Consider the following 15,868-nt stretch of genomic DNA (forward strand, 5'->3'; position numbering starts at 1 on the left):
TCAATGAACTATGAATTAACGGTCTCTACCATGTTCGTAAAATATCATTTCGGATCCATAGGATAACAAGGATTTTGTGACGAAATTATCGTTGATGAAGTTATTTATAACAGTATAGTTGTTACGAATCGGGTGCTCAAATCGGAGATGGACGATGGAGCGTGACGCTATCTGGGTTGGTACAAGCTGGAAGATGAACAAGGGACCCGCAGCATCTGTTGCGGCCGCGAACGAGCTTGCACGGATGCCTTTCCCGGCAACTCTCCAGCCGTTCGTCATCCCACCATTTACATCTCTAAAGGATGTCTGTGACAGGCTTTCGGGAAGCCGTGTGGCAGTAGGTGCACAGAACATGCACTGGCAGGATGAGGGCGCGTGGACCGGAGAAATTTCCCCGACCATGATTTCTGAATGTGGCGCGGAACTGGTGGAAATTGGTCATTCAGAACGCCGGACTTATTTTGGAGAAACGGATCAGACCGTCAATCTCAAGGTTCATGCGGCTCTGCGACACGGATTGAGGCCGCTCGTCTGTATCGGTGATACGGCTGATGAATATTCTTATAACGTAACAAACGAAACTCTGGCACGCCAATTGAAGATCGCCCTTCATGGGGTGTCTGAAGACGATGTTCCACAGGTTCTCATTGCATATGAACCTGTCTGGGCCATAGGTGCGTCAGGCCGTCCTGCAGATGCAGCTTTCGTTGAGAGAACGCATAATCACCTGCGGAAGCTCCTGATTAACATTGCCGGATCCAGTGCAGGTTCGGCCGTTAAACTCCTCTATGGCGGAAGTGTCACACAGGACAATGCAGCAGGCTATGTCGCGTTACCCAATGTGAATGGTGTTTTCGTCGGGCGGGCTGCTTGGAATGTGGAGCATTTTCGGGCGTTGGCTGAGGGAGTCATCGCATGATGCCCCAAGCAACCTTTGAAACGCGCTCGGCTTCTGCGCGCCGCCAGAACATCCTGGACTATGTTCGGGATCGTGGTGGTGCACAGATTGATGAGTTGGCCGGACGTTTTGTCACCAGCCGCATGACCATTCACCGCGATCTTCAGGTCCTTTCGGAACGCGGAGTTTTACGTCGTGTGCATGGGGGTGTGACTACGCCTCCAAAAGCGTTTTCAGAGGGCAGTATTTCCCAGCGGAGCCATCGTGCGATGGAGGCCAAACAGGCCATCGCGGCTGTGGCGGCAGGCCTTGTCGAAGAAGGTGAAATCATTGCACTGGATGATTCAACAACATCCCGCGTTCTGGCTGAGCGTCTGACTGACAGTGCATCTCTCACAGTTGTCACGAACAGCATGGGCACTGCGAACCTGTTCACCAGCAAGCCCAATGTGAATCTTCTGCTGCTTGGCGGTCGCTATAACATGGATTTTGACGCGTTCTTCGGAACCCTGTGTGAGCAGGCCGCGGCATCGCTGCGCGTCAACACGCTGTTCCTGTCCGTCGCAGCAATTCGCGGAATGACGGCGTATCATCAGGAGCAGGATATCATCAAAGCCAAGCAGGCCTTGATGAATATTTCCGATCGCAAAATCCTGCTCGTGGACAGTACGAAATTTGGTGTCATCACGCTCAATCGTTTTTCCGATTTAACGGAATTCGATGTGGTGATCACGGATTCAGGTCTCGAAAAAGACCTGGAGGACACGCTCCGCAATGCGGGGATCAATCTGAAAATTGCGGAAATCTCCACCGTCAGGACGAGCGGATCAAGCACCTCCCCTGAACGTAACCCATAAAGACGGAGAAAAATCATGCGCATTGCGATTGGAGGCGATCGGGCCGGAGAAGGTCTTGCAGGCCTCATTGCCGCACATCTTCGCGCCACAACGCCGCATACGGTTGTTGATATGTCGCACCCTGAAGATGATCATCCTGAGCTCTATTCGGAGCTGAGTGAGCGGGTTGGTCTCGCGATCACTCATGGGGATTTCGATCGGGGAATCCTGTGCTGCGGAACGGGAATTGGCGTTTGTATTTCCGCCAATAAAATTCCGGGAATTCGGGCTGCGCTAACGCACGACACCTATTCTGCAGAGCGTGCTGCCCTTTCCAACGATGCCCAGATCATCACCATGGGGGCACGCGTCATCGGGCCGGAACTGGCCAAAAGCATTGTGGATGCCTGGCTGGCGCATAGCTTTGACCCGTCTGGGCCGTCCGCAGGCAACGTTGCGGGCATTGAAGAACTGAGCCGGAAATATTCCGAGCATCATCTGCAAACATCCAACTGCTGAAAATACGTTTCCTGTTCCGATCTGATACCGGAACGGGTTATCTGGAAAGACGACGAACATGAAAAAAGCTCTTTTCCTTGGTGCTGTTCTGGCTGTAACGCCACTTGCTGCACAGGCCGCTGACACCAGCACGCCGCTGCGCTTTGTTCTGATTCCGAAAGTTGTCCATCCGTGGTTTGACAAGCTCAATACGGGTGCTCGTGCCGCAGCAGACATGATCACCAAAACCACGGGACAGAAAATCGAAATCGAATACCGTGCGCCGCAAACAGCTGATGTCTCTTCCCAGAATGACATCATTGAAAGAGCGATTGCTACTCATCCTGACGGACTTATTCTTGATCTGCTGGACGAGAAGGGAAATCGCGCGACGATGGATGAAGCCATCGAGCAGAAAATTCCCATGACCGTTTTCGACTCTCTTCCTCCGGAGGGCATGAATATTACGGCAGTGGGCGCCGATTTCTGTGAGCAGGGAACGATTGCGGCAGAACGGCTTGCCACATTGATTGGCAAAAAAGGTGAAGTGGCCATCATGATGGGCGTGCCCACAGCGCCTAACCACACTTTGCGCGCAGAGTGTGAAAAGAAGGTCTTTGCAAAATACCCGGATATCAAAGTTGTCGCGACCGGGATCGACAACGACAGCATCGAGACAGGTCAGAAACAGGCCTCTGCCATCATGCAGGCGCACCCCAATCTCGTGGGATGGGTTGCCTGTGATGCATCTGGTCCTGTCGGCATCGGGCAGGCCATCCGGGAAAGCGGGAAGGCAGGCAAAGTCCAGGAAGTCGGCCTCGATAACCTGAACGATATGCTTCAGCTTATTCGGGATGGTGTTGCGGAATCAACAGCGTCCAGCCGCCCGGAAATGCAGGGTTACTGGGCTGTCGTCTCTGCATGGCAGAGCGCGATGGGGCAGAAAACACCCAAATACATCGATACGGGCATCGACGTCATCACCAAGAAAACCCTCTGAGCCTGGCTCTGAGGCAGGAGTAACGATCATGGCGGTTCTCCAGGTTGAAGCTGTCCGTAAAAGCTATCCCGGTGTGGTCGCGCTCGATCACGTCGATCTGGTGCTTGAGCCGGGCAAAATCCATATCCTGGCCGGAGAAAATGGCGCGGGTAAATCCACGCTGATCAAGACCCTGACAGGTCTTGTCACACCTGACGAAGGAAAGGTCCTGATCGAGGGGCAGGATGCTCTGGCAGATCATAGCCTTTTCTCCCGTATTGCTTACGTACCGCAGGAACTGAATCTGTTTCCGTCCATGACGGTTGCTGAAAACATGTTCATGCCGTTCCATCGTTCGGGATTTGGTCATCTGACGATTTCCCGGAAGGCTATGGAAGCGGAGGCAGCCCGGTTTATCGAGCGCTTTGGGATTCATGCCCGGCCGGGACAGACCGTCAGTCGCATTAGCGTATCAGATCAGCAACTGCTTCAGATTGCGCGTGCGGCCTGCCGGGATGAGTTCAAGGTTTTGATCCTGGATGAACCGACATCCTCCCTCACGGCGAACGAGACGGAACATCTTTTCCGCATCATTACCACGTTGCGGGACAGTGGCTGTGCAATTGTTTTTGTCTCGCACAAAATGGAAGAAATTTTCAGTCTGGGAGACACCGTGACTGTTCTGCGCAATGGTCGCAGTGTCGGTACGTACCCGATGGACGGCATGACGGAAGATCAGCTTATCCGTCTTATGTCTGGCAGTTCTGTTCAGCTTGAAGAGAAATTCCAGCCGCGGGGTGCCATTGATGATTCTGATATTCTTCTGAGTGTTGAAGGCCTGACGGGACCGGGCTTTTCAGATGTTTCTTTTCAGCTCCGTCGTGGCGAAATTCTTGGTTTTGCGGGGCTGGTGGGGGCTGGTCGTTCGGAAGTGATGCAGACCATGTTCGGGTATCATTCCGCAGAATCCGGACGGTGCATGTTTAACGGTAAAGAAATACCTCGTGGCCGAACAGATCGGGCTGTGGCTATGGGCATGGTCTATCTTTCCGAAGAACGGAAACATCACGGTATTTTTCCGCTTCTGAGCGTGCGCGAAAACATCAGCCTTTCCGTTCTGGAAAAGATGAAGCGCGGCGGCATTATTTCGTCCGGAAAGGAGAAATCAATCGTTTCTGAAACGATTCAGAAATTTGATGTGCGCACATCTTCCGTCGGCAAGAAAATTGTCTTCCTGTCCGGTGGAAACCAGCAGAAAGCCATTATCGGCCGTGCCATGGCGCGTCGTCCTCGCATTTTGATTTTCGATGAGCCCACAAAGGGTATCGATATCGGCACGAAATTCCAGATCTACCGCATCATGCAACAGCTCGCGGAAGAGGGCGTCGGCATCATCCTCGTCTCTTCTGAAATGACTGAATTGCAGCGCTGCGCAACGCGAATCATCACCATGTACGGCGGTCGGACCACCGGGTCGTTCGACCAGGCTACCACTGACGTCAATACGCTTGTGGGCGCGATCATCGGCGCCACGGAGACCCGTCATGTCGCTTGAAACCACGCTCCCTGGAGCAACTCCCACGCCGCCAAAGGCGTCTTCCATTCGTGCGCTTATAGCCAGAATGGTCGCCAATCCGCTGGGTGGCGTCATTGGTGCGATGATCCTGATTTTCGGGATTTCGTGTCTGTTGTCGCCGCACTTCCTGACGTCATTCAACATGATCATCATTGCGCGTGCGCTCGCGTTTATCGGTCTGGTCACCATTGGGCAGGCCGTCTTGATGATTCTTGGCGAGCTTGACCTGTCCGTTGGTGCGATTGGTGGCCTCGCTGGCGTCGTTGGCGGAATGCTGATGGTGCAGGTGGGTTTGAATCCCTGGCTCTCGCTCGCTCTGTGCCTGTTGATGGGAGCGGGATGTGGCTTGTTAAATGGCCTGCTGATTACTCAGCTTCGTCTGCATTCTCTGGTGCTGACCATCGGTATGGCGGGGGTTTATGGCGGTGCCAATCTGGTGGCGACACGCGGTGTCGCCATTACCGGAGTGCCGCATGAAATCAGTTTCCTTGGTAGAGGTCTTGTTCTCGGCATCCCGGTTCCATTTCTGGTTTTGCTGGTGTGTCTGACGGCTGTTGCATTCGTCATGATGCGTACGCCTGTCGGGCGTTACATTTACGCCATCGGGAGCAACCCGCAGGCCGCAAGAATGCTCGGTATTCGCGTTAATGCCATTCGTATGGGCGCGTTCGCTCTCGCTGGTTTCCTGTCTGCTCTGGCTGGCATTCTCATGGTCGCGCGTCTCGGAACAGCACAGCCATCCATCGGTGACACATGGGTTCTGTCTCCGATTGCGGCAGCCGTCATTGGCGGCGTTGCAACAACGGGTGGTCTGGGAAGCCCGGTTGGCGCTGTGCTGGGTGCCGTGATCATCGGGATCATTGAAGACATTATCGTCCTCTTTGGCATCTCGCCGTACTGGCAGTCCGTTGTGAGCGGCGGCATCGTCGTGCTCGCCATCTCTCTGGACTCTCTAGCCCGTCATTACCTTAACCGCGACGCGTCCTGACCGTCAGCAGCTTTTCATCCTGATAAAGGAGAGACTCACATGACCAAGATCTGTGGCGATGCTTCCGAATTCGCAGCCTCGGCCCTGCATGGATACAGCATGGTGCATCGAGACCTTGTCAAAATGGTCCGAGGTGGTGTTGTGCGCGCCAAACCGGGTTCAAAAGGCAAGGTGGCTGTCGTCGTCGGGGGAGGATCAGGGCACTATCCGGCATTCATCGGATATGTGGGAACTGGTTTTGCAGACGCGGCCATTGCTGGAGATATCTTCGCGTCTCCGTCAACACAGGCAATTCAAAGCGTCGTGCGTCAGGCTGATCTCGGAGGAGGCATTCTTCTGGGCTTTGGCAATTATGCTGGAGATGTTCTGAACTTTGGTATCGCTGCCGACAGGTTGCGGGCAGAGGGATATGACGTTCGCATTCTTGCAACCATGGATGACGTGGCCAGTGCGACAGAAAATGAGAGGGAACGTCGGCGCGGTATCGCGGGTGATCTGACAATTTTCAAGATTGTGGGCGCTGCGGCGGAAGAAGGGCTGGATCTGGACGCTGTCGAACAGATTGGTCACCGCGTAAACCGTCAGACACGAACATTCGGTGTTGCTTTCGATGGCTGCACACTGCCGGGCGAGGCAGACAAGCTGTTTCACGTTCCGAATGCCCGAATGGCGCTTGGGCTTGGTGTGCATGGGGAGCCGGGGATCGGGGAAGAGAGTATTCCGACACCGCAGGTCCTGGCACAAATCCTGCTGGAAAAAGTCCTAAGCGAACTGCCTGCTGGGGCATCCCGGCGTGTGGCTCTGACTCTCAACGGGTTGGGAAGTACGAAACAGGAGGAACTGTTTGTTCTGTGGGAAGCACTGGCGCCCCTGTTGGAAAAAGCAGGTCTGACGGCTGTGGCCCCTCTGGTTGGAGAATATGTCACCAGTCTTGATATGGCAGGCTGTTCACTGACCTTGACCTGGCTTGATGAAGAACTGGAGCGCCTCTGGTGTGCTCCGGTTGATACGGCCGCGTTGCGCCATGGCTTGATTGAAGAGGTGGGTACAACCTTCGAGGACGCGCCAGCCGAAACCAGCGTGACATACATGAAATCGTCCACAGCAGAAGGGCGGCGAGGCGGTCAGTGCGTCTCGGGAGTTATGATCACCTTGGCCGAGGCTCTTGCCGCGGCAGAAACTGAACTGGGTCATATCGATGCGGTGGCAGGAGATGGAGATCATGGTCAGGGAATGGCCCGTGGTTCGGCTGCCGCCAAAGCTGCGGCCACTAGAGCGACGATTTCAGGAGCTGGGCCTGCAACCACGCTTTCAGCGGCGGCAGACGCCTGGGCAGATCGTGCCGGCGGAACGTCTGGCGCTTTGTGGGGCGAGGGCCTGAGAGCGTTCAGTCTGGCGCTGGACGACAATGCGCTTCCCTCTTCAACGCAGCTTGCTCAGGGAGCAAGGCAGGCGATGGAGCGCATCATGTCTCTTGGGAAAGCCAAGCCCGGGGACAAAACCCTCATTGATGCTCTTGTGCCATTTGTAGAAATTCTTGAGCAGGAGCTTTCAGGTGGTGCGGCTCTGCCAGTGGCATGGTCTAAGGCCGCCAATGCCTCACAAGCTGCCGCCGAGGCTACGAAAGATCTTCTCCCTCGCATGGGGCGCGCCAGAACCCATGGTGAAAGAAGCAAGGGTCACCCTGATGCGGGGGCACTTTCTCTCGCGCTTTGTGTCAGTGTGGTGGGAAAGGAAATGCAGACTCAGCTTCCTGAAGGTGAGCAAAAACGCACAGTTTCTCTGGGGGAGTAAGGGAAAAACGGGCGCTTTCTCAGAGAAACGCGTCAGGGAAGGCCTTTTCTTGAGAACTCCTGACCTGGCGAAAGTGAAGGGTCAGGAGCTTTCTCTCCAAAAGCTCCTGATCCTTTTAACGGCTTAGCCGAAAGAAAGCTGGAGCGCTGAATCGTCCTGGCTCTCCAGAAGATATGGCCCTGCGTTCAGAACCTGAACTTCCAGCATCCCGATCGCATCAGCATTCCGGTTTCCCAGAGACACCAGAGCATTACCATTCGTCCAACGGGCGTCACCGTTGGTTTCAGCGTACCAGCCCGCATCCTCGGATGCAGAAAGATGGGACGTGATGGAATGGCAAACCGTGCTGTCCCAGAGTTTGATTTGCCCAACCAGAACGCCGAGATTGCGACGGTCATCAATAAATGGACCAATAACATCTGCTGGGCGGCTGCTTCTTGAAACCAGACGAACCGATGTGACGCCCGGCTGGATCTGGAACAGAACCGATCCCTGCATTGTCCGTGATGGATAAATCACGGTGCTGTCCGTCGTGACCAAATGCAGATCATGGTCATCTGTTTGTTCTGCGGGACGCGACGTTTCGCCGATATCCAGCTTGATCGCACGTTCCAGAAGCGCCGTATAAAGCGGTTCGACCTGCTCGCGGTTTACACCTAGCGGCGCCGCAGCATCAGACACCCATGTCTGATTGTTCAGGCGAACAACATCTCCGGTCTGTTCGAACGAAGTGCGGTTTCCCGTGTCCAGATAGCTTTCAGCTTCTGCTCCATCAGCAATGAGAACGCCGTGTGTTTCGAGTTCCACATGGAAGATTTCGAAAAAGCTCTCGGACGTATCTGTCGTGATGGAACGACCATTGACCAGCATCCGCGCCGGAACCATCTGATCATTCAGATGCAGGCAGTGCTCCGAGGTAATACGAAGGTCCTTATGTGGGATGTTTTCGGCGAGTGCGTTGGCCTTGATGCAGACGGGCCATTTGTCAGGGTCTGTACTGGCTTTGACGTCCACAAAACGACGGCCCACCCAGCGGATTGGCTCTGGCTGAAGTTTGCCATTCCGTTTGACCATGACCAGATCGCCAATCTGCAAAGTTTCAACGGCCTTTTCACCATCTGGCGTTAAAATCATGGTGTTGGACAGATAGCAGACCGTAACCCGGATGCCGCCGCTATCGTACTGACCCGACGACGCTGAGACGTCGAACTTATGACCATCATAGGCAGTCGTATCCAGGCCCACGGACTGTACAAGCTTACCTGCTGAATAAACATTCAAGGTCGAGCCACTGACACTGGCTGACATGCTGGAACCAGCCTTGAAGTCTGCAAATGTCAGCAGAGAGCCAGAGGTAATGTCCAGACCGCTGATAATGGCGCCTGAATGAACTGTATAAACTCCACCGGAAGACACCGTGGCGCTAATGGATGATGCGCCAGCCTGCACGGAGAATTCTCCGCCATTGGCAACGGTCGTATAATAGTCCTTGGATGGACCGTAGCTGTTGCCGAACTCCTGGGCAAAGCCACCAGAGGAAACGGTGACGTTGCTGAGTACACCGCCTCGATTATTGATTTCAGCGCCGGAAAAAACCGTGACGCCTGTGACCGTCGCGCCGGAATAGGTGTAGAGCCGGGCGCCATTGGCAGCATATTTCGCGCCGCCAGAACTCAGTACGATGCCCGAGGCGCTTCCACTTTTGACATTAACAACGCCGCCTGAAGAAACAGCGATACTGCTTGCTTTCCCACCACCTGAGACATTCAGTGTGCCACCACCACGGACAACGAAACCGCTTTGTGTCGTACCGCTAACGGTCGTGGAGCTTCCTGAACTGACTGTCGTTGTCATGTGATTCCTATGCTTCTTCGTCGACGTTGAATGCAGATAGTTTGTTTTAAGCAAACCAATGGTATGATTTCGGGTGTGTTTTGTAAAATGGAAATACTAATTTTCGTGATTTTTCACTGCCGAAAGACCAAGAAGAAATTACCGAATTTTTTAAAAGTCCTGATTTTTTCAAGAGAAATATTTTTTAAAAAAAGTGCTTTCTAAAGGGGCATGCTAATCGGAATTTTCATATTAAATTCCGAACGTCAGATGGAGTGTGGCCAGAAAAGTGCTCTAATATTTTTAAATCGATGGAAGGTCCGCGGTAGCATAGCTGTTTCTGGAAACTCGCCTATGCTTTGCCTCTTTCCCGGCAGACGTGAGGGTCCCATTTGAGATGTGGAGAGACTAATAATCTCGATAACGTCACGTCTCCGGCTCTTTGTTTAGAACATCGACTTCAAGAGAGACCGTTGATTTGAAGGGGTGCTGGCGAATGGAATTGAAGAGGCATTTCCGGAAGCGGAAGCTTCACTGTAAGAGAATTTCCTATCGTTGATTTTGGCATCAGGGGCCTGTCTGTAATCTCATGAGTGTTTCTTCCGTCCCCGTGCGGCGGCGTACGCAGGCTGATCGTAGCGCCTCGACGCGTGCCAAGGTTGTGCAAGCGGCCGTCAATCTACTTCAGACGCAGGGCTATGCCGCGACAACAATACAGCGCATCGCAAAAGCGGCGGGTGTCAGTCTTGGGGCGTTGCAGCACCACTTCCCCACAAAATCACTGATTATGGCCACGGTCCTGCGTCATTATGCTCTTAAACGCGCGCGCCTCTACAGGCAGGCCATCAGCAACAAGGAAACACCTGAGCAGCGTGTTGATGCCATGCTGGATACGATGTGGGCACTCGTGACCGCCGGGCCGGAATTTATTGCGACGGTGGAAATAGAGCTGGCAAGGCGAAGCGATCCGGATCTGGAAGAAGTGACAGCTCCGGTTCTCGCCCGCATTGACCAGTTCATGACGCGGTGGCTGTCCGGAAAGCGGGGTGTGGCGCCCAGTCAGGAGTTTATTGATCTGCGACTTCTGAATGCTGCGCTTTTGCGCGGGTTAGCAGTTGAAACGGCACGAGGCATTCCATTGGAGGACCTCTATCGCTCCTTTGAAGTCTGGCGCAGATTTGCCCGCGAAGAATTCCTTCGGATTGCTTTGAAAACTCCCTGATTCAAAGGGCTGGGAACGTTCCGCACGTGCAGGGTCGAATCATTCCGATACGCAAATAATTTATCTTGACGCACAACAAACAAGTAGGTTGTATTGCTTTTATAATAATTTGAATGGGAGCGTTGAGAGACCTCCCTCCAGCACAACAGGGTCAGACATGACAATGCCGCCTCTTACTGCTTTGCAGGTTTCTCCCGCTGAAATGGCCGAACGCCATAGGAAGGTCCGGGAAAAAATGGAGGCAGCCGGCCATGCGGCGTATGTCTCTTTTGATCCCGACAACATCTATTACCTGACAAATTTCGCTAATTTCGTTCATGAGCGTCCATTTGTACTGGTTCTGACTGCTTCTGACGCGACGTTCATTGTTCCTAGGCTTGAGATCCCGCATGTGGAGCGGCACAAGGTCGGTGCCCTGACACTCGCGGAGTATGCCGAGTTCCCAGCGCCTGCTGGAGCACAATGGTCTGATCGTCTGGCGAGCATTCTGTCAGTACAGGGTACAATCGGTATTGAGGCTGCCTGTCCGGCTTATTTGCAGGCAGCGATCGGACCTCGGTGCCAGATCCTGAATATCGTCGATGACGTCCGGCAGATTAAGTCTGCCCATGAGATTTCACGTATCGCGTGGACAAGTGACGTGATGACCAAGGCTCTTGCCATGATGATGGGCAAGGTCAAGCCAGGTGTGATGGTGGCTCAGGCCATTTCAGACGTGACACCCTATTTTTACCATCGCTGCCTGACGGAAGCACCAGCTTATAATGTCATGTCCAGCAAGGCCGCCGGTCTCATCCAGCCGCCTGCTTATACAGACGATCCGCATAATTTTTCATGCTTGACCGCACCTTGTGAACCAGGAGGTCCGTTTATGGGGCTTATTGCGGGGCGCATTAACGGATATGGCGCTGAAATCGAGCGAACGTTCTTTCTGGATCATATCCCCGAAGACGCGAAACGCCCCTTCGATACCATGATGGAAATGCGTCATACGGCATACGGCATGCTTAAGCCGGGTGCGATTGGTTCCGAAATTGATGCGGCCTGCCAAGCTATTGCGCATCGCGCGGGTTATGAAACGCCGCTGCACCGAACCGGCCACAGTTTCGGCGTTACCAGTCATGAAGCTCCGTTTCTTGCTTTGGGTGAAGATAACGTCATTCAGCCGGGCATGATTTTCAGTGTTGAGCCAGGAATTTATATCAAAGGGCAGGGTGGATACCGGCATTCGGATACGGTTCTGATCACTGAATCTGGATACGAAATACTGACAAAATATCCCGATGAAAAAGAAAATCTCATCGTTCGTTAGGCCTGAGGCACACGCTGATTTTTCCTGACGAAGTTTGTTTTTTCATTCTCCCTTGTGTCGGGAACGCTATCGATGACTATTTCAGAGCGGCTGGAGCAGCTTCCGTTTTCCCGCTTTCATTACAGGCTCCTTCTGGTGGGAGGAGCAGGGTACTGCTTTGACGGGCTTGATGGAGCCATTCTGGCATTCGTTATGCCTGCTATTCAGCATTTATGGGGCCTGTCCCTGTCACAGCTGGGGCTATTGGGCAGCTCCGCGTTTTTGGGATATTTCATTGGTGCGCTGTGTGCCGGTTTGATTGCAGACAGATGGGGGCGCCGATCTGTCATGATGTGGGCTTTGGCCTGCTATTGTCTGGGATCTTTGGCTTCGGCCTTCTGTACAAACTGGCACAGCTTTATTCTGACACGGATGATCGCGGGTCTTGGGACTGGCGCTGAATCCGCCATTATCGCTCCATATCTTTCAGAATTTGTGCCGCGCCGTTATCGCGGAGCCTTTACTGGTGCTCTGGCCGGCTTTTTCTCGTTTGGCTTCGTTGCTGCGGCTCTGCTGGGATACGCCCTGATCCCGGGATCAGCAGACGGGTGGCGTTGGGCTCTGACTCTGACAGCCTGTCCGGTGATTTTGCTCCTTTGGTGGCGCAGATCTCTGCCAGAATCTCCCCGCTGGCTTCAGATCGTCGGGCGGGGACAGGAAGCTCATGCTGTTCTCAGTTGCATCGAAAGAGAGCTAGGGCGCCCATCGGTGGCTTATGAGGCAGAAAGCGCGCCATCATCATCATGCACGCGTATGTCCAAGCAATTCACGCAGCTTTTGTCGGCACGCCTGCGCAAGGTCACCGTCATGAGCTGGCTTCTCTGGATGTCCATTACGTTCAGCTATTATGCGTTCTTTTCCTGGCTGCCTACGCTTCTGATCGCTCGGGGTTTTACCATTGCGCATAGTTTCGGCTTTTCAATCGCAATCTACGTGGCACAAATCCCCGGGTATTTCAGCGCTGTTTATTTCAACGAAGCGTGGGGACGAAAAGCGACCATTGTAGGTTATCTAGCTGCCGCGATGGTCAGCGCTCTTGGTCTGGGGATGGCGAGTTCTTCGACCGCAGTTCTTGTATCCGGCCTTCTGCTCTCCTTCTTCATGAATGGAACGTATGCCGGGGTTTACGCCTACACTCCTGAGATTTTCCCAACGTCTCTCCGCGCGACGGGCATGGGAACAGCATCGGCACTTGGTCGAGTAGGAGCGATTGCTGCCCCGCTCTTGATTGGTGCCGCATATCCCAAAGTAGGCTTTGCAGGAGTGTTTGGGCTGACCGCCGTCATTTTGTTCGGTGGCGCGCTCAGTATCCTCCTGTTCGGACCGTCCACCAAAAACCGTTCTCTGGAGGCGATTACTGGAGATTACGGCGTGTAAGTCACGTCTGCCTCCACGCGTCCCTCTTCACCAAATACGCTCATGCGAGTGCATGAAACACGCCACCTTCATAACCGGAGATATTCCGGGGAGACCTGAAATGTTCCGATATAACAATTATTTTCTTCTGTGCGGCACCGCTCTTGCCATGACGCTTTCTGTCTGTACGGAAACATCTGTCGCGGCCCCAATCACAAAGGGCGCAGTTCACAAACATGCGTCTCACCCCAAAGCTGGGGCAACTGCACAAAAGCCTGTGTTGTCTCCCGTTCAGCATAATCGACAGGCCATGCAATCTTCGCAACCTGAGACGATTATGGTGCGGCAGACGAGAAATGTGTTTGGGCAGGCGGCGCGACAGAAGCAGGGCATTTCAGTCACTCATATCGATGCTGCGGATCTTGCAAGGCATCAGGTGACGGATGTTAAAGGCCTGATGAACCTTGCGCCCAATCTCACAGTGCAGCCTCAAGGTGCGAGTTCCAGTGTCAATTTCACATTGCGTGGTGTGGGGCTAAACGATTTTACCTCTAACAATACACCATCCGTCATGACCTATGTGGACGGCGTAGCTTTGCCTATTGGATATATGGCAGGCGCTGCGATGTTTGATATGGCGGGTGTGGATGTCAGCAACGGGCCATCGGGTTACACGCACGGACAAACCGTGACGGCAGGTGAGATCAACGTTCAAACGGCGGACCCGACGAAGGCGCTTCACTATGGTGCGTCTGAAGACATTGCGACCTATAATCGCAGCATTACCAATCTTTACGTATCCGGCCCCATCACCTCCAACGTGCAATACCGAATTGCTGGTTTTACTCAGCAGGGGGGAGGCTTTCAGAAGAACATCAACACAGGCCAGACTTTGGGAAATGCCAACAAAGGCGGTTTGCGCGCGAAGGTTGCCTGGCAGCCTGACGATAAGACGAACATCGTTTTTAGTGGGAACTGGATGCAGGATAATTCCCAGGCTACTGGCGTCTATAATATTCAGGATCTATCGAGAAATACGCCAGCTTACAGCAATAACCGGGACACTTCGTGGGGCTTTCGCCCGGAATTTCTCAAGTTGTCAGGTAATGAGGGACAGACAAAACCATCTTATAACAACACCTTCTGGGGGGCAGGCGTTAATATCACGCGGAACCTGGGATTTGCGAACCTGACGACTATCAGCGCATTCCAGCAGATGTACGTTCATAATCTCATGGATCTGGATGGCACGCGCTATGCAATCTATGACGTGGACGTCAACACGAACGCCAATATGTTCTCTCAGGAGGTCAAGTTAGCGTCGCGTAACCCACAGTCACGCCTTCAGTGGACGGTGGGGATGTATTATGACCGCACGCAAATGCGTTCTTCCATTTTTAATGATTATTCCCAGTCCGGGTCCCGGCCTTATGTGCAGCGGACCAGCTATAATCAGGATCAGCAGGCGTTCAGTCAGTATGGACATTTGCGCTTTGCCCTTACCAAAGGGCTGCATCTTCAGGCGGGCCTGACGCATGAATCCGATGACCGTACGCTCTATAATATGCGGACTATGCGGTATAACACTCCGGCGTATCCAACGCCTTTTGACAACCGGTATGGCCAACATGGTGCTCTGACCAATCAGTTTTCCGGAATGGGCGGCATTGAATATCAGGCGTTCAATAATCTGATGTTTTATGGGTCAATTCGGAAAGGATTTAAGCCGGGCGGGTTCACAGCCAACAATACGGTTGTTGAATCGCAGCTTAATCCAACAAAGCCGGAATCCCTTCTGGCTTACGAAATTGGTTTTAAGTCCGACTATATGCATCATAAGCTGCGTATTAACGGCGATGCGTTCTGGTACGATTATCATAATCAGCAGATGGTTGGGCTAGCCGTTATTCCGCGATATGGCGTGGTTGGTCAGTACGTTAACATTCCCAAGAGCCGTATCTGGGGTGTGGAGATGGAGCTTGATGCCAATCCGATTCCTGGGTTAGTCCTGCATCAACATATTGGATACGAGCGCGGGAATTATAAGGATTTCAACGCTATCGACTCAACGGCTGTCGCTCTTGCGTACATCAAGACGGGCGTGCTGAGTGCGCAGTACAAGAATTTCAATAACGTCGATATGGGAATTCCGAAGCTGACGCTTGAGGGCTCTGCGTCCTACAAGGTGAAGCTCGGTGAGGCATGGGGGCTTACGCCCTATGTCGATTACAGTTACCGCGGATCCCAGTTAAATATTCCTGGAAATAACCTTTACCGGCTGCCAGCTTATTTCCTGCTGGACGCTGGTCTGACGTTCGCACCTAAGAGCGGAAAATGGTCCGTCTCGGCCTATGCAAACAATCTGCTGAACCGCCATTACGACGTAACACGGGACACGGGTTTGAATGGTATTTTCGGTGTTCCAGGAACGCCACGCATGGTTGGTGGTCGCCTTAAAGTGGATTTCTGATACCAGTAGACGGATCTCAAAGGGAGTATGTAGGCTAAGCTGCGGAAAGACGAATGGAGTTTGATGA

Annotated in this window: 12 protein-coding genes; 11 read left to right on the forward strand and 1 reads right to left on the reverse strand. The window is 53.3% G+C overall.

Annotated elements, in window-relative coordinates:
* The first annotated feature begins 154 nt into the window (after nt 1-154).
* The 7 genes from KP708_RS00740 to KP708_RS00770 are packed head-to-tail and all read left to right on the forward strand — an operon-like array spanning nt 155 to nt 7,569.
* On the forward strand, nt 155-919 hold the full coding sequence (locus KP708_RS00740) for a triose-phosphate isomerase (protein ID WP_215749772.1): 765 nt from the start codon (nt 155-157) through the stop codon (nt 917-919).
* The gene (locus KP708_RS00745; protein ID WP_202206957.1) at nt 916-1,755 is read left to right on the forward strand and encodes a DeoR/GlpR family DNA-binding transcription regulator; all 840 of its coding nucleotides are present in this window, start codon (nt 916-918) and stop codon (nt 1,753-1,755) included. The genes KP708_RS00740 and KP708_RS00745 overlap by 4 nt, the downstream gene beginning before the upstream one ends.
* 15 nt (nt 1,756-1,770) lie before the next feature.
* Complete coding sequence (locus KP708_RS00750; RefSeq protein WP_046900499.1) at nt 1,771-2,253, forward strand: RpiB/LacA/LacB family sugar-phosphate isomerase; 483 nt, start codon at nt 1,771-1,773, stop codon at nt 2,251-2,253.
* Between the two features lie 58 nt (nt 2,254-2,311).
* Nucleotides 2,312-3,232 (forward strand): substrate-binding domain-containing protein, encoded by a 921-nt coding sequence (locus KP708_RS00755; RefSeq protein ID WP_215749773.1) that lies wholly within the window; start codon nt 2,312-2,314, stop codon nt 3,230-3,232.
* Between the two features lie 28 nt (nt 3,233-3,260).
* On the forward strand, nt 3,261-4,766 hold the full coding sequence (locus KP708_RS00760; protein ID WP_215749775.1) for a sugar ABC transporter ATP-binding protein: 1,506 nt from the start codon (nt 3,261-3,263) through the stop codon (nt 4,764-4,766).
* Complete coding sequence (locus KP708_RS00765) at nt 4,756-5,775, forward strand: ABC transporter permease (RefSeq protein ID WP_215749777.1); 1,020 nt, start codon at nt 4,756-4,758, stop codon at nt 5,773-5,775. The genes KP708_RS00760 and KP708_RS00765 overlap by 11 nt, the downstream gene beginning before the upstream one ends.
* Nucleotides 5,776-5,814: 39 nt before the next feature.
* Entirely contained in the window at nt 5,815-7,569 is a 1,755-nt protein-coding gene (locus KP708_RS00770; RefSeq protein ID WP_215749779.1) for a dihydroxyacetone kinase family protein, read from the forward strand.
* A gap of 123 nt (nt 7,570-7,692) precedes the next feature.
* Here the strand turns inward: KP708_RS00770 and KP708_RS00775 are convergent, their stop codons facing one another.
* Nucleotides 7,693-9,423 (reverse strand): Hint domain-containing protein, encoded by a 1,731-nt coding sequence (locus KP708_RS00775; RefSeq protein WP_215749781.1) that lies wholly within the window; start codon nt 9,421-9,423, stop codon nt 7,693-7,695.
* 568 nt (nt 9,424-9,991) lie between these two features.
* On the opposite strand from KP708_RS00775, the gene KP708_RS00780 reads away from it, so the two are divergent.
* The 4 genes from KP708_RS00780 (at nt 9,992) to KP708_RS00795 (ending at nt 15,801) form a co-directional block, all read left to right on the forward strand.
* Complete coding sequence (locus KP708_RS00780; RefSeq protein ID WP_046900504.1) at nt 9,992-10,624, forward strand: TetR/AcrR family transcriptional regulator; 633 nt, start codon at nt 9,992-9,994, stop codon at nt 10,622-10,624.
* A gap of 157 nt (nt 10,625-10,781) precedes the next feature.
* Nucleotides 10,782-11,936: a Xaa-Pro peptidase family protein gene (locus KP708_RS00785; protein ID WP_215749782.1), complete on the forward strand. Its 1,155-nt coding sequence runs from the start codon at nt 10,782-10,784 to the stop codon at nt 11,934-11,936.
* 72 nt (nt 11,937-12,008) lie between these two features.
* Entirely contained in the window at nt 12,009-13,352 is a 1,344-nt protein-coding gene (locus tag KP708_RS00790) for an MFS transporter (RefSeq protein WP_215749784.1), read from the forward strand.
* 100 nt (nt 13,353-13,452) lie between these two features.
* Nucleotides 13,453-15,801, forward strand: a complete 2,349-nt coding sequence (locus KP708_RS00795) for a TonB-dependent receptor (RefSeq protein WP_215749786.1) — start codon at nt 13,453-13,455, stop codon at nt 15,799-15,801.
* Nucleotides 15,802-15,868 lie beyond the last annotated feature (67 nt).

Source organism: Gluconobacter sp. P5H9_a (assembly GCF_018812085.1).
Taxonomy (GTDB): domain Bacteria; phylum Pseudomonadota; class Alphaproteobacteria; order Acetobacterales; family Acetobacteraceae; genus Gluconobacter.

Excerpts from the sequence above, each read along its gene's own strand:
- KP708_RS00740 (WP_215749772.1), top strand. The coding sequence starts at position 155 with ATGGAGCGTGACGCTATCTGGGTTGGTACAAGCTGGAAGATGAACAAG.
- KP708_RS00795 (WP_215749786.1), top strand. The coding sequence starts at position 13,453 with ATGTTCCGATATAACAATTATTTTCTTCTGTGCGGCACCGCTCTTGCC.
- KP708_RS00765 (WP_215749777.1), top strand. The coding sequence starts at position 4,756 with ATGTCGCTTGAAACCACGCTCCCTGGAGCAACTCCCACGCCGCCAAAG.
- KP708_RS00750 (WP_046900499.1), top strand. The coding sequence starts at position 1,771 with ATGCGCATTGCGATTGGAGGCGATCGGGCCGGAGAAGGTCTTGCAGGC.
- KP708_RS00775 (WP_215749781.1), bottom strand. The coding sequence starts at position 9,423 with ATGACAACGACAGTCAGTTCAGGAAGCTCCACGACCGTTAGCGGTACG.
- KP708_RS00780 (WP_046900504.1), top strand. The coding sequence starts at position 9,992 with ATGAGTGTTTCTTCCGTCCCCGTGCGGCGGCGTACGCAGGCTGATCGT.
- KP708_RS00790 (WP_215749784.1), top strand. The coding sequence starts at position 12,009 with ATGACTATTTCAGAGCGGCTGGAGCAGCTTCCGTTTTCCCGCTTTCAT.
- KP708_RS00785 (WP_215749782.1), top strand. The coding sequence starts at position 10,782 with ATGACAATGCCGCCTCTTACTGCTTTGCAGGTTTCTCCCGCTGAAATG.
- KP708_RS00760 (WP_215749775.1), top strand. The coding sequence starts at position 3,261 with ATGGCGGTTCTCCAGGTTGAAGCTGTCCGTAAAAGCTATCCCGGTGTG.
- KP708_RS00770 (WP_215749779.1), top strand. The coding sequence starts at position 5,815 with ATGACCAAGATCTGTGGCGATGCTTCCGAATTCGCAGCCTCGGCCCTG.
- KP708_RS00755 (WP_215749773.1), top strand. The coding sequence starts at position 2,312 with ATGAAAAAAGCTCTTTTCCTTGGTGCTGTTCTGGCTGTAACGCCACTT.
- KP708_RS00745 (WP_202206957.1), top strand. The coding sequence starts at position 916 with ATGATGCCCCAAGCAACCTTTGAAACGCGCTCGGCTTCTGCGCGCCGC.